12 protein-coding genes and 1 tRNA gene are annotated in these 14,323 nt (G+C 56.9%); 8 read left to right on the top strand and 5 right to left on the bottom strand.

Annotation, left to right across the window (positions count from 1 at the left end):
* Window positions 1-162: 162 nt before the first annotated feature.
* On the bottom strand, window positions 163-1,131 hold the full coding sequence (gene rfaD / locus BUE15_RS09570; protein WP_073283744.1) for an ADP-glyceromanno-heptose 6-epimerase: 969 nt from the start codon (window positions 1,129-1,131) through the stop codon (window positions 163-165).
* 124 nt (window positions 1,132-1,255) lie between these two features.
* Between rfaD and BUE15_RS09575 the strand changes: the two genes are divergently transcribed.
* From BUE15_RS09575 to lpxB, 4 genes are all read left to right on the top strand, one after another.
* Entirely contained in the window at window positions 1,256-2,176 is a 921-nt protein-coding gene (locus BUE15_RS09575; RefSeq protein ID WP_073283819.1) for an ABC transporter substrate-binding protein, read from the top strand.
* 103 nt (window positions 2,177-2,279) lie between these two features.
* The gene (locus tag BUE15_RS09580) at window positions 2,280-3,278 is read left to right on the top strand and encodes a FecCD family ABC transporter permease (RefSeq protein WP_073283747.1); all 999 of its coding nucleotides are present in this window, start codon (window positions 2,280-2,282) and stop codon (window positions 3,276-3,278) included.
* A 147-nt stretch (window positions 3,279-3,425) separates the two neighbouring features.
* A complete protein-coding gene (locus tag BUE15_RS09585; protein ID WP_073283750.1) occupies window positions 3,426-3,842 on the top strand; it encodes a 6-pyruvoyl trahydropterin synthase family protein in 417 nt (138 codons plus the stop codon).
* A 108-nt stretch (window positions 3,843-3,950) separates the two neighbouring features.
* Window positions 3,951-5,060: a lipid-A-disaccharide synthase gene (gene lpxB, locus BUE15_RS09590; protein WP_073283753.1), complete on the top strand. Its 1,110-nt coding sequence runs from the start codon at window positions 3,951-3,953 to the stop codon at window positions 5,058-5,060.
* A 72-nt stretch (window positions 5,061-5,132) separates the two neighbouring features.
* Here lpxB and clpX read toward each other — a convergent pair whose 3' ends face one another.
* From clpX to BUE15_RS09610, 4 genes are all read right to left on the bottom strand, one after another.
* Window positions 5,133-6,356 carry an ATP-dependent Clp protease ATP-binding subunit ClpX gene (gene clpX / locus BUE15_RS09595; protein WP_073283755.1) on the bottom strand — a complete coding sequence of 408 codons (1,224 nt, stop codon included), beginning with the start codon at window positions 6,354-6,356 and terminating at the stop codon, window positions 5,133-5,135.
* A 190-nt stretch (window positions 6,357-6,546) separates the two neighbouring features.
* Window positions 6,547-7,254, bottom strand: coding sequence for a ClpP family protease (locus BUE15_RS09600; RefSeq protein WP_073283758.1), 708 nt, complete (start codon window positions 7,252-7,254; stop codon window positions 6,547-6,549).
* 112 nt (window positions 7,255-7,366) lie between these two features.
* A complete protein-coding gene (gene tig / locus BUE15_RS09605) occupies window positions 7,367-8,695 on the bottom strand; it encodes a trigger factor (protein WP_073283761.1) in 1,329 nt (442 codons plus the stop codon).
* Between the two features lie 123 nt (window positions 8,696-8,818).
* Window positions 8,819-8,900 (bottom strand) — tRNA-Leu (locus tag BUE15_RS09610).
* A 232-nt stretch (window positions 8,901-9,132) separates the two neighbouring features.
* Between BUE15_RS09610 and BUE15_RS09615 the strand changes: the two genes are divergently transcribed.
* From BUE15_RS09615 to BUE15_RS09630, 4 genes are all read left to right on the top strand, one after another.
* Window positions 9,133-11,340 carry a RelA/SpoT family protein gene (locus tag BUE15_RS09615; protein ID WP_073283764.1) on the top strand — a complete coding sequence of 736 codons (2,208 nt, stop codon included), beginning with the start codon at window positions 9,133-9,135 and terminating at the stop codon, window positions 11,338-11,340.
* A 142-nt stretch (window positions 11,341-11,482) separates the two neighbouring features.
* On the top strand, window positions 11,483-11,956 hold the full coding sequence (locus BUE15_RS09620) for a Fur family transcriptional regulator (protein ID WP_073283767.1): 474 nt from the start codon (window positions 11,483-11,485) through the stop codon (window positions 11,954-11,956).
* The gene (locus BUE15_RS09625; protein WP_073283770.1) at window positions 11,953-12,300 is read left to right on the top strand and encodes an STAS domain-containing protein; all 348 of its coding nucleotides are present in this window, start codon (window positions 11,953-11,955) and stop codon (window positions 12,298-12,300) included. The genes BUE15_RS09620 and BUE15_RS09625 overlap by 4 nt, the downstream gene beginning before the upstream one ends.
* A complete protein-coding gene (locus BUE15_RS09630) occupies window positions 12,300-13,571 on the top strand; it encodes an adenylosuccinate synthase (protein ID WP_073283773.1) in 1,272 nt (423 codons plus the stop codon). Before BUE15_RS09625 ends, BUE15_RS09630 begins: the two co-directional genes overlap by 1 nt.
* Window positions 13,572-14,323: the final 752 nt, after the last annotated feature.

Below are 14,323 nucleotides of genomic sequence, written 5' to 3' on the forward strand. Positions count from 1 at the left end.
AACCTGCCCTGTGCTGTAGCGCCCGCCCCATACCTTCCGCCAACGCCAGCAGCCCGGCTGCAGCTTCACCACAACCGGGCTGCAGAGGTCAGCAGCGCAGATTTTTACCTGTGCAGAAACGATGCGGGGCAATGCGAGCAGCCCCGGCAACAAAATTTAGGCTTAGTAATAAGCGCCCGGCACCAGGTAGTTGCGCACGTAGTCCTCGATGCCGTCTTCGAGGCGCGTGAAGGGCCGGTCGTAGCCGATGCCGCGCAGCTTGCTCATATCAGCCTGTGTGAAGTACTGGTACTTGTCGCGGATGTCTTCGGGCGTGTCCTTGAAGTGGATGTCAGCCACTCGGTCGAGAGCCGCAAACGTGTTCAGGGCCAGGTCCAGGAACGTGCGCGCCTCGCCGGTGCCGAGGTTGTAGATGCCGGAGTCGCGGCGGTGGTGCATCAGGAAGTAGCACACCTCCACCACATCTTTCACATACACGAAGTCACGCATCTGCCCGCCGTCGGTGTAGTCGGGGTGGTGGGAGCGGAACAGGGTCATGGAGCCGGTTTTCTGGATCTGCTCGAAAGCGTGCAGAATCACGGACGCCATGCGGCCTTTGTGGTATTCGTTGGGGCCGTAGACGTTGAAAAACTTCAGGCCGGCCCAGAAAAACGGTTTTTCTTCCTGCTGAATAGCCCAGTTGTCGAAGTCGTTCTTGGAGTCGCCGTAGGGGTTCAGCGGGCGGTACAGGGGCAGCAGGGCGTCGTCGTGGTCGGAGTAGCCGAGCGTGCCGGAGCCGTACGTGGCCGCCGAAGAGGCATACACCAGCGGCAGCTGATACTGCACGCAGGCCTGCCACATCTGCTTGGAGTAGTTCAGGTTGAGCAAATCCAGCACGGCGCGGTCCTGCTCGGTGGTATCGGTGCGGGCCCCGAGGTGGAAGATGAATTCCACTTCCTCGTGGTTCTGGTCGAGCCACTCAAAAAACTCGTTGCGGTCTACGTATTCGCGCAGATGCTTGCCGGCCAGGTTGGCGAGCTTGCGTTCCACGGCAAAATTATCCACCACCACGATGTCGTTGAAATTGGCGGCGTTGAGGCGGGTGACAAGGCAGCTGGCAATAAAGCCGGCGGCTCCGGTGACGACTATCATAGGGCAGAAATTTTCTCAAAAGTAGGACTGATTTGCTTGAGTACGCGCCGCAGCCTTTCTATAGCCAACCCGCAGCCCCGGCAAAGATGTGGTGCAGGCTGCCCGCGTGTTCTACCTTTGGCAGATGCATCACCCGTTTTTTCGGCCGCTACTGCGTGTACTACCGCTACTTTTGCAGCTGGCCTGCCGCCCCGATACGCCTGCTACCACCGAAAAGCCGGCCCCCGGCGCCGCCCGCCAGCAGCTCACCGACGACCTGGGCCGGCGCCTCACGGTGCCTGCCCGGCCACGCCGCGTGATGGCGCTGGCGGCTTCCTCTACCGAAATGCTGTACGCCGTAGCCGATACGGCCACCATCGTGGGCCGTACGCAGGTCTGCAACTATCCGGTGGCGGCTTTGCGCAAGCCCATCGTCAGTAGCTACCCGCTGGATATGGAAAAGCTGGTGCAGCTGCGCCCCGACGTAGTATTCACGCTCGAAGGCATTACCTCGCTTGATGATGCCGCCCGGCTGGAAAAGTTTGGCATTCCCGTTTATTTCCAGCGCTTCACTACCACCGAAGACGTGTTCCGGGGCCTGAACGACCTGGGCCGCATCCTGGGCCGCGCTGCGCCGGCCCGCCGCCTCACCGATTCGCTGCGGGCCGAACTGGCTACTGCTATGGCGGCTACGCCGGCCGGGCAGCCGCGCCCGCGCGTGCTGGCCATCACCTGGCAGGACCCGATTTACGTGTATGGCCAGAACACGCTCTTCACCGATAAAATACGGCTGGCGGGGGGCGCGAATGCCGTAACAGAGAAATTCCCGCAGCCCTACCCGGCTCTCACTCGCGAGTATATCCTCAAGCTGAACCCGGATATTCTGCTGGGGGGCAGCTTTGGCAAGCTGGACAGCACTTTCTTCCGCAACTACCCCGAGCTGAAACGCATCAACGCCTACCGCAACCGCCGCGTCTACGCCATTACCGGCGACCTGATGGAGCGGCCTGGTCCGCGCGTGGTAGAATCGGTGCGGGAGCTGCAACGGCTGGTGGCTGGTAATTGATAGTGGTTGGTTGATTGATAGTTGATGGTTATCAGCTGTTGGTTAAATGATTTCTAATAACTCCACCTGACAACTATCAACTAACAAGCAACAACAACCAACTATGAACCAACGCGCCCTGCCCTGGATAATAGCCAGCCTGCTGCTCATGCTGGGCTTGGTGGTGCTGGGCCTGCGCATCGGCTCCTACGAAACCGATTACACCTTCATTCTGCGCACGCTCACGCACTACAACCCCCAAGACCCGGCCCAGCTGGTGCTGGTGGAGCTGCGGCTGCCGCGTATTCTGCTGGCGCTGCTGGCCGGGGCCGGGCTGGCCTTCAGCGGCTACCTAATTCAAGCCATGGTCAACAATCCGCTGGCCGACCCCTACCTGCTCGGTACGGCCTCCGGGGCCTCGCTCGGCGCTATTCTGTGCCTGTCGCTGCTGCCTAGTCTCACGCTGGGAGGCGTTTATCTGCCGCCGCTGTTTGCCCTGGCCGGTGCCCTGGCCACCACGTTGGTAGTGGTGGCCATCGGGAGCCAGCGGGGCCGTATTGTGCCGGCGCAGCTGCTGCTGGCGGGCGTGGCGGTAGGGTCCCTCACAACGGCCATCGGCGGCGTATTCACGTTTCTGTCGGCTACGCAGGAGAAGCTGCGCAGTGTCACGTTCTGGGCCGCCGGTAGCTTCGAGCGGGCGGGCTGGAACATGCTGCCGTATCCGGCCCTGATGCTGGTAGCGGCGCTGCTGCTATTCGGCTTCGTGCAGAAAGACCTGAACATTCTGCTGCTGGGCGAGGAGCGGGCGCAGGGGCTGGGCGTGAACGTGGGCCGTACGCGCTGGCTGCTGCTGCTCACGGCCTCGGGCCTTACGGGCTGCGTAGTGGCGCTCTGTGGGCCGGTGGGTTTTGTGGGACTTATGGTGCCGCACCTCACGCGCTGGCTGTTGGGCGTTACGGGGCGGGCCAATATGCTGTTTTGTGCCCTGCTCGGCGGCAATTTCCTGCTGGCCTGCGACCTGCTGGCCCGGTTGCTTTATCCGCCCGCCGGCCTGCCCGTGGGGCTGGTGACGGCCCTGTTTGGCGTACCGTTCTTCGTATATTTGCTGCGCAATAAAGCCTGATGGGCCAAGCTGCTGCGTCTCGGTCCCGCTTTTTGTCGGGCTGTGGCTGGCGGCAGCTCTCATTTTGCGCTGGTTTGCACTGGTCGTGCGCATTCTTTTTGCCGGCCGGTGGCCACTCAGCCCATCGAATACTCAGCATCGCATCGAATGATTTACATCAGCCGACAGGAACACTTCAACGCCGCGCACAAGCTCTACAACCCCAAGTGGAGTGAGGAGCGCAACCGGGAGGTGTTCGGTCCCTGCGCCAACGCCAACTGGCACGGCCACAACTTCGACCTTATCGTGACGGTAAAGGGCAAGCCCGACCCCGAAACCGGCTTCGTCATCGACCTCAAGCAGCTCAGCACGCTCATCCGCACGCACGTCATCGAGAAGGTAGACCACAAAAACCTCAACCTCGACGTGCCGTTCATGGAAGGCCAGATGGCCAGCACCGAAAACCTGGCTATTGCGTTCTGGAAGATTCTGGCTCCCGAAATCGAGCAGATTTCGCCGGCCCGCCTGCACAGCATCAAGCTCTACGAAACGCCCCGCAACTTCGTGGAATACCTGGGGGAGTAATTAAGAATCAGGAATTAACAATTAATAATGGCCACCGTGTGGAATGCTGCGCGAAGGTGCGTTTTGATTGCTCCAATTCTTAATTCTTGATTTTTAATTCTTAATTCAATGAAATACTACCTCATAGCTGGCGAACGGTCCGGCGACTTCCACGCCGCCAACCTAATGACCCAGTTGCAGCGGCAGGATCCGCAGGCTGATTTCCGCTTCTGGGGCGGCGACCAGATGCAGGCAGTAGGGGGCACGCAGGTGCGCCACTATCAGGAAATGGCCATCATGGGTTTCTGGGAGGCCGCTACCAGCCTGCTCAAATTCCGGGGCTACCTCAAAGAAGCCCAGCGCGACCTGCTGCACTACAAGCCCGACGTGCTGATTCTGGTGGACTACGCCGGTTTCAACCTGCGCGTGGCCAAGTTTGCCAAAGCCAACGGCATCAAGGTGTTTTATTACATCTCGCCGAAAATCTGGGCCTGGAACCAGAGCCGCGTGCACACGGTCAAGAAGCTGGTAGACAAGATGTTTGTGATTCTGCCCTTCGAGCAGGAATTCTACAAGCGGTTTGGCTACGATGTCGACTACATCGGCAATCCTACGGCCGATGCGGTAGCCGACCACCAGGCTGCCCCGGACTTTTTTCAGCGCAACAACCTCGACCCGGCGCGGCCGATTATTGCGGTGCTGCCTGGCTCGCGCAAGCAGGAAATCGAGGAGATGCTCTACGAAATGACGGCCATCATCCCGCCGTTTCTCGACTACCAGTTCGTGGTGGCCGGTGTCGACAACCTCGACCCGAACTACTACGCCCACTTCGAGCGCAACAACGTGCGCATCATCTTCGACCAGACCTACGACCTGCTGGCCCACGCCAAAGCGGCCCTCGTCACGAGCGGCACGGCCACGCTGGAAACCGCCCTGTTTGATGTGCCGCAGGTGGTATGCTACCGCACCAGCGCCGTGTCATACGCCATAGGAAAGGCCGTCATCAAGGTGCCCTACATTTCCCTCGTCAACCTTATTGCCGATAAGGAAGTGGTGAAAGAGCTGATTCAGGGCGAGTTCAATTCACGCAACCTCGTTACAGAGCTTAAGAAAGTAACCGCCGATGATGCCTTCGTTGCCCAGCAAAAGGCCGGCTACGCCGAAATCCGGGAGAAGCTGGGCCAGCAGAAGTCCGCCGAAAAAGCAGCTAAGCTGATGGTGGGGTATTTGAAGGCATAGAAAGCCTATATGGCAGAAAAGAGAAAAGGCCCTTCACAAGAAGGGCCTTTTCTCTTTTGGGGGTGTTTATTACTACGCCGCACGTAGCTGCTTCATAGCCGTCTGCTCAAACTTGCTCCGAGCATATTCTTCATCAATCACCAGTTCTTTAACGCCTTCTTCGGAAGGCATGTCGAACATGGCGTCGGTCATGATACCTTCGCAGATGCTGCGCAGGCCGCGGGCCCCGAGGCGGTACTCGTCGGCTTTCACCACGATGTACTCCAGCGCGCCTTCCGAGAAGCTGAGCTGAATGCCTTCCATATCGAACAGGCGCTGGTACTGCTTCACGATGGAGTTTTTGGGCTCCGTCAGGATTTTGCGCAGGGTAGCGTGGTCGAGCGGGTTGAGGTGGGTAAGCACCGGCAGGCGACCAATCAGCTCCGGAATCAGGCCGAAAGCTTTCAAATCCTGAGCCGTCACGTAGCGCAGGAAGTTCTGCGTGTCTACTTTCTCCTCCAGCTGCGTTTTGGCAAAGCCAATCGGCTTGGTGTTGAGGCGGTTTTTGATGATGCGCTCAATGCCCACGAAGGCGCCGCCGCAGATGAAGAGGATGTTTTCGGTGTTCACCGTAATCATCTTCTGCTCGGGGTGCTTGCGGCCGCCGTGGGGCGGTACGTTCACCGTGGTGCCTTCCAGCAGCTTCAGCATGGCCTGCTGCACGCCTTCGCCGCTCACGTCGCGCGTGATGCTGGGGTTGTCGCTCTTGCGGGCAATCTTGTCGATTTCGTCGATGTAGACGATACCGCGCTCGGCCGCTTCCACGTTGTAGTCGGCGGCCTGCAGCAGGCGCGTCAGGATGCTTTCCACGTCCTCGCCCACGTAGCCGGCCTCAGTCAGCACGGTAGCATCGGCAATGCAGAAGGGTACCTGCAGAATGTTGGCCAGCATGCGAGTCAGGAAGGTTTTGCCGGTGCCGGTTTCGCCTACCATGATAATGTTGGACTTCTCAATCACCACGTCATCCTTCTGCGGCTTCTGCATCAGGCGCTTGTAGTGGTTGTACACTGCCACCGACATCACCTTCTTGGCTTCGTCCTGGCCTACCACGTACTGGTCGAGGTAGTCCTTCATTTCGCGCGGCTTCACGAGGTTGAACTTCGGCGCTTTCGAGTTCGACCGAATCTTGTTCTCCTCATTAAGAATCTGCTGGGCCTGACCCACACACCGCTCACAAATGTGCGCGTTGATGCCGGAAATCATAACCGAGACGTCTTTTTTATTCTTTCCGCAGAAAGAACACGTTATATCTGCCATTGCCAGGGAAGCTCTCAGGGTAGGGGAGGTAGGCTGTTTTCACGAAACCTACCCCAAAGGTACGAAAAGGCCAACGCCCCACAGAGTTAAAAAAGTGCCGTTGAGGTTGCCTTCTACTAAAAAGAAAAAGCCCGCTTCGGCGGGCTTTTTGCTGTAGAAACGTTCGTATGAACGTTGTGGAAAAGCAAGCTTACGCCTTCTTCTTCTCCAGAACCTCGTCAATCAGGCCGTACTCCTTGGCCTCATCAGCGCGCATCCAGTAGTCACGGTCCGAGTTGTCGTGGATTTCCTGGTAGGTTTTGCCAGTGTGCTCCGCCAGAATGTCGTACAGCTCCTTCTTGAGCTTCAGAATCTCGCGGGCCGTAATTTCGATATCCGACGACTGGCCTTGTGCGCCACCCGAGGGCTGGTGAATCATGACGCGGGCGTGGGGCAGGGCCGAGCGTTTGTCTTTGGCGCCACCGGCCAGCAGTACGGCACCCATCGAGGCAGCCAGGCCCGTGCAGATGGTAGCCACGTCGGGGTTCACGTACTGCATGGTGTCGTAGATGCCGAGGCCAGCGTACACCGAGCCACCGGGCGAGTTGATGTAGAGCAGGATGTCCTTCTTGGCGTCCACCGACTCCAGGAACAGCATCTGCGCCGTCAGAATGTTGGCAATATAGTCGTCAACGGCCGTGCCCAGGAACACAATCCGGTCCATGATCAGGCGCGAAAACACGTCAATTTCAGCAAAGCGCGTAGGACGTTCCTCAATCACCGACCGGGTCATGCCCGTAGGCATAATCAGGCCGTTGCGGGTCTGGCCTTCTACGTGCTGGATGTATTGGTCAACGCCCAGGCCGCTGAGACCCTGGCCTTTTACGGCAAATTTGCGGAACTCTTGTTTATTCAGCATGTCAGAAAAAGTGGGAGATGAAATGTGTCAAACCGAAACCGATGGGCAACAAAAAAGCCCATACGGCAAGTAAGGGCTTTTTTGTTGGTTCGAAAACCGGAAATGTCAGCGCTTAGCCAGCATTCTGATTGCGGAAGTCCTCGGCCGTAATCGGGTTGTCGTTAACAACAACTTTGCCGCGCAGGTTTTCCAGCACTTTCTCTGCCAGAATGGCTTCATACTCCTGTACGTAGTTTTTGCCGTTCTCCTGGCGCAGGAAGTTGTCCGCAAAGCCGCGTACTGATTCTTCCAGTTCCGGAGTCATTTCCATGTTGAACTGGCCCAGAATCTTCTGCATCGTGCGGTCCACGATTTCCTCATTGTCCACTTTCAGGCCCTGCTCTTCCACTACTTTGTTACGGATCAGGCTCCACTTCAACTCCTTCTCGTAGTCGTCGTAGTGCTCCTCAATCTGCTCGGCGGTCAGCTTGCCTTCGTTGGCGCGCAGCAACCACTTCTTGAAGAACTCCTTCGGAATTTCAATGGTGGTGCTTTCCAGCATCTTGTCGATGATCTGACGGTTCATCAGGTTGTCGGCTTCCCGGTCGTAGTTCTCCTGCACCGTGCCGCGGATTTTCTCGTCGTACTCCTCTTTCGACGTCACGATGTCCTTGCCGAACACCTTGTCGAACAGCTCCTGGTTGTGCTCGGGCTCTACGGTGCGGTTCACTTTGTCCACGGTCAGCGTGTACTCGCCTTCCACCGCAGCGGCTTCATCTTTGCCGAAGCCCGTGAAGTTGCGGATGGCCGTAGCGTCGCCGCCGAAAGCTTCCTTCAGGTCGAACGTTACCACGTCGCCGGCTTTCACGCCTACGAACTTGTCGGCACCAGCCGTCACTTTGCTCGTGGGCAGCAGCACCTGGCGGCCTTCGCCTTCTTCGTCCGCCTTTTTCAGCTTACCGAAGATGTAGTCGCCGGCCTCCGAAGCCTCAGGCTCCGACGTTTCGCCGAACTGGCGGCCAATCTGCTCGTACGTTTCGTTGAGGGTGTTTTCGTCGAGGTCTACCTTGTGGCGGTCTACCGAAACGCTCTGGTCGGCGGGCAGCTCGAAGTTGGGCAGCAGGCCCAGCTCAAACTGGAACGCAAAGTCCTTCTGCGCGTCCAGGTCGATGTTGTTGGACATCGGCAGGGGCTCGCCCAGGATTTTGAGGTCGTTTTCCTTGATGTAGCCATCCACCGCCTTGCCCAGCAGCGCGTTGATTTCGTCGGCCAGGATGCCTTTGCCGTACATCTTGCGTACCAGCGAAGCCGGCACTTTGCCCGGGCGGAACCCTTTGATCTGCGCCTTTTTGCTGTAATCCTTCAGCTTGGCTTCCACAGCAGGAGCGTAGTCAGCCTCCGTGAGGTTTACTGTCAGGATGGCATTCAGCTGGTCGTCTTTCTTGTCGAGGGTAATGTCCAAAACGAGGGGTCGGTTAAGGGTACTACGTGTTGTAAACAGCGGGCTAGCCCGGTTAAAAAGAAACCCCCAACGGGTGGGTTGAGGGTTGAGAAGCGGTTTTTAGAGTAAAAACCTAAACTATTGTGCGGATGGAGGGACTCGAACCCACACGCCTTGCGGCACCAGATCCTAAGTCTGGCACGTCTACCAATTTCGCCACATCCGCGTCCTGAGGCCAACTGCCTTGGGGGCGCAAAGCTACAGAAGCCAACCGGAATTTCCAATGCAGGATTTACTTTACCTAATACTGGCGCTGGCAGCCGGCGCGCACCTTATAAGCGGCGGGCCTGTTATAAGGGTAGAAACCGGTAAATTCTCCCTGGCATCAGCCCAAGCTCCGGCCTGATGCCGTACTTTAGCACTTCTTGACTCTGGCGCTCTGGCGCCGCCCGTGTAGCATGGCCACCCTCATCGACCCCGAAGTAGAGCGCCAGGAAATCCTGCGCCACTACCGCCGCCTCCTTCGCACCGCCAAACCGTACCTCAAGCCCGGCGACGCCAAGCTGATCAAAAAGGCGTTTAATACCTCCTTGGAGGCGCACAAGGAAATGCGCCGCAAGTCCGGCGAGCCGTATATTCTGCACCCGCTGGCTGTGGCCCAGATAGTGGTAGAAGAAATCGGGCTGGGCACTACCAGCATTGTGGCGGCGCTGCTGCACGATGTGGTGGAGGATACGCCCTGGGAAATTGCTGATGTGGAGCGCGAGTTCGGGACCAAGGTGGCCCGCATCGTAGACGGCCTGACCAAGATTTCGGGCGTTTTCGAATACGGCACTTCCGAGCAGGCCGAGAACTTCCGCAAGATGCTGCTCACGCTCTCGGAAGATGTACGCGTGATTCTCATCAAGCTCGCCGACCGTCTGCACAACATGCGGACCCTCGACTCGATGCCGCGCCACAAGCAGCTCAAGATTTCCTCCGAAACCATCTACCTCTACGCGCCGCTGGCTCATCGTTTGGGGCTCTACGCCATCAAGACGGAGCTGGAAGACCTGCACCTGAAATACACCGACACCGAGGTGTATAACGAGCTGGTAAACCGGGTACGCCAGAGCCGCAGTGCCCGCAACCGGTTTATCAAGGAGTTTGTGCTACCCATTGATGAAGAGCTGAAAGCGCAGGGCTTCTCCTTTGAAATAAAGGGCCGGCCCAAAAGCATCTATTCCATCCTCAAGAAGATGCGCAAGCAGAACATCACCTTCGACGAGGTGTACGACCTGTTTGCCGTGCGCGTGATTCTGGATGTGCCACAGGAGCAGGAAAAGGCCGCCTGCTGGCAGGTCTACAGCATCGTTACGGACTTCTACCAGCCCAATCCCGACCGGCTGCGCGACTGGGTGAGCACGCCCAAAGCCAACGGCTACGAAAGCCTGCACACCACCGTTATGAGCCGCTCAGGCCAGTGGGTGGAAGTGCAGATCCGGAGCCGCCGCATGGACGATATTGCCGAGAAAGGCTACGCCGCGCACTGGAAATACAAGGACACCGGCGTGCCGCAGCCAGAAAGCACGCTGGAAGCCTGGATAACGAAGGTGCGCGAGATGCTCGAAACCAACAACTCCAGCGCCCTGGAGTTCATGGACGAGTTCCGCCAGAACCTCTTCGTGAAGGAAGTGTATGCCTTCACGCCCAAAGGCAAGCTGGTCATCCTGCCCGATAAGGCCACTGCGCTGGATTTTGCCTTCGACATTCACACACACATCGGGCTGCAGTGCCTGGGGGCCAAAGTGAACCAGAAGCTGCAGCCGCTTAGCTACCAGCTGCGCAACGGCGACCAGGTAGAAATACTTACCTCGCAGCGGCAGAAGCCTACGGAAGAGTGGCTGCAGTACGTCATTACCTCCAAAGCCCGCTCCAAAATCAAAGACTGGCTCCGCGACGACAAGCGCGCCAAAGCCGAAGACGGCCGCTTTCTGGTGGAGAAGCGCATGGAGCTACTGGGAATTGAGTTTACGCCCGAAAACCTCAACCAGCTGCTGGCGCACTTCAATACCTTCAATACGCAGGAGTTTTTCTACCGGGTAGCCATTGGCCAGATTGACGGGCGCGAAATCAAGGTTGATCTGTTCAATCCATCCACGGAAGTGCCACGTCTGCCTTCCATGTTTGAGCCCAAAGCCTTCGACCACGAAGTGCAAAAGGTGCGGGGCGTGAATGCCAATATGCTCGTCATTGGGGAGCGGACCGACAAGTTCGACTACACCATCGCGCCGTGCTGCAACCCCATCCCCGGCGACGACGTGTTCGGCTTCGAAACCGATGAAGGCATCGTCATTCACCGTACTTCCTGCCCCAAGGCGGTGCAGATGATGTCGAACTACGGCAACCGCATTGTGCGTGCCAAATGGACTGATCAGCTGGAGCTGGCATTCCTGGCTGGCATCCGCATCAAAGGTTCCGATAGGGTAGGGCTGGTAAATGACGTTACGCGCATCATCAGCAACAGCCTCAAAGTGAACATGCGCTCCATCACCATCGACTCGGACGACGGTATGTTTGAAGGCCAGATTATGGTGTTCGTCAACGATACCGCTCACCTGACGAAGCTAATCCAACGCTTGTCCCGGGTGAATGGAGTGCTGGTTGTGGAGCGCTTCGATACATAGGTCTTAAATAGCTTTAAAATATGGCGCGAGTATAAAATGGTATATAAAAAGAGTCGGCTGATGCCTGTGGTAGTCGCCAAAGCAGCCACCCGATTGTTATGTAGTACCTTTGCACCACTCCTTATATATAAGGTTGCCTAAAATGTTAGACAAAGAGAAATACGAAGAGGTAAAGAAGATCTTCACTGCTTACCTCGAGAATAAAGGCCTGCGCAAAACTTCGGAGCGTTATGCTATCCTGGAGGAAATCTATTCCCGCACCGGACACTTCGATGTGGAGGAACTCTACGCCGGCATGAAAGAGCAGGGCCTGCAGGTGAGCCGGGCCACCGTATACAATACGCTGGATTTGCTCGTAGAGCACGGGCTGGTGAGCAAGCACCAGTTCGGCCGTAACCTTGCGCAATACGAGAAATCATACGGCTACCGGCAGCACGACCACGTCATCTGTACGGAATGCCACAAGGTCGTTGAATTCTGCGACCCCCGCATCCACGGCATCCAAACGATGGTCGGGGAGTTACTCAACTTCCATATCTTGCATCACTCTTTGAACCTTTACGGCGTGTGCGGCGACTGCCGTGCGCAGGCCGCTGCCCGCTCTCTAGCTGAATGAAAACCGAATCTACCGTCCAGGACGGCATCCTCTCCGTGCGCCTTTCCGGCGACCTTATCGGCAGCCCCGATACCCAGCAACTGCTGCAAACCGTTGATCAGCACTTGGGCGAAGATATTCGCCACTGCGCCGTTGATCTTTCCGGCATCCGCTACATCAACAGCACCGGTATTGGTGTGCTGGTGTCATTACTCACCAAGTTTCGGAGCCGTGGCGGCGAGTTGGTACTCATCAACCCCGCCGACCACCCGCGCAAGATGCTCGCCCTGACCAAGCTGAACGCCATTTTTTCCATTGCAGACGACGAACAGTCGGCCGCACAACAGTTGAAAGCCGCAAACTAATGCCCGTTGACGTACTAGTAGGACTGCAGTGGGGGGACGAGGGCAAAGGCAAGATTGTCGATGTACTGGCCCCCACCTATGATGTAGTAGCCCGCTTCCAGGGTGGCCCCAATGCCGGCCACACTCTCACTTTCGATGGTATCAAGCACGTGCTGCACCAAGTGCCATCCGGAATTTTTCACCCCCATATCATCAATGTCGTCGGCAACGGTGTCGTGCTCGACCCGGTAGTGTTCCGCCAAGAACTCCAGAAGCTCACCGACCGTGGCATCGATTGGGAGAAGAACCTCTACATCTCGCGCAAAGCGCAACTGATCCTTCCCTCGCACCGCGCCCTCGACCGTATCAATGAGGAAGCCCGCGGCGGCAGCAAAATTGGCTCTACGCTAAAAGGCATCGGACCTACCTATCAGGACAAAATCGGCCGTACAGGCCTTCGCGTCGGCGACATCCTGCTCCCCGACTTTGATCAGCGCTACCAGGCAGCCGTTGCCCGTCACGCTACCCTCGCAGAATTCCACGGCCGCGGCCTCGAAATTGAAGAATTCGAGGCCGATTTCTTTTCGGCCGTAGAGTTCTTGCGTACTCTCAAACTCACGGACACAGAATACCTGCTCAATGACTTGCTGAAGCAAGGGAAGAATATTCTGGCGGAAGGTGCTCAGGGCTCCATGCTCGACATTGACTTTGGTACATACCCCTACGTTACTTCCTCCAGCACCATTGTAGCCGGCGCCTGCACCGGCTTGGGCATTGCGCCGCAGCATATACAGAAGGTGTACGGTATCAGCAAAGCCTACTGCACCCGCGTAGGCAGCGGCCCGTTCCCAACCGAGTTGCACGACCAAGTAGGAGAGCAGATCCGACAGGCGGGCCGCGAGTTTGGCTCTACCACCGGCCGCCCACGTCGTTGTGGTTGGATCGATTTGCCGGCACTCCGCTACAGCATCATGCTCAACGGAGTCACCGAGATTCACCTGATGAAAGCCGACGTACTGGACGAATTCGATGAAATCCGTGTCTGCACTCACTACCAGTTTTCCGATGGTCGCCTCACCGACCAACTTCCCGACCACGGCGACCTGGAAAACATGCAGCCTGTGTATGTTAGCCTCCCAGGCTGGAAAACCACGTTGCAAGCAATATCGGACCCCGCAACTCTTCCAGCAGCGCTTACTTCTTATATAGAATACTTGGAGCGCTATCTGTCAGTTCCAGTAAGTATCGTAAGTGTCGGCCCTGATCGAAAGAGCACTTTACACCTGAAGTAGAAAGACCATAAACAATATAGCCGGGAGCCTCACAGAGGCTCCCGGCTATATTGTTTATGAGAGACAGCAAGCATAATATATTGTCTGATAATTAGATGCAAAAATCTTGCTGTGATATCAAAAGAAATATGTTCACGGGGCTTGACAATTCAGACTGATTATCGCACCTTTGCACTCCCAAATCGAACGGATGTGGGAATAGGAGGTAAGTAAAAGGGGATTTGCTTTGTAAAAAGTAACTATTACCTTTGCAGCCCGCTTCGACCGGAATCGGAACCCGCTTCGAAAAAAAAGTTTGCCTGGTTACTTGCAGGCGAAGAAAACGAGGTGTTACCTTTGCCGTCCGCTTCATCCGGAAGCCAGGCCCCGACTCTACGAAAAGCCCTAAAAAGTTTTTCGGCTCAGAGTTGGAAAGTAAGAAAAGGGTGCTACCTTTGCAGCCCGCCGCGCTTCGAACGAGAAGCGGCCGGGCAGGCAGGAAAAAGAAACAACCTTTTTCTTGCGATTTTAAAAAGGTTGTGTACCTTTGCAGCCCGCTTCGATCGGAAGCCGGGACCCGGACTCAGCAGATGAGTCACTACGTTGCTTCACACGAGAAGCGACGCACGTTCTTTGAATGGATGGAAAGACAAATGAAAGGGCTTTGGTAGCTCACTTCTTCGGAAGGGAGGCTGCTGAAGACCACGCGTAGAACAAAAGGAATTGAACAGCTCGTACACACGAGTCGGATCAGCACTCGACATCGTCTGTGG

This window comes from Hymenobacter psychrotolerans DSM 18569, from assembly GCF_900142395.1.
GTDB lineage: Bacteria > Bacteroidota > Bacteroidia > Cytophagales > Hymenobacteraceae > Hymenobacter > Hymenobacter psychrotolerans.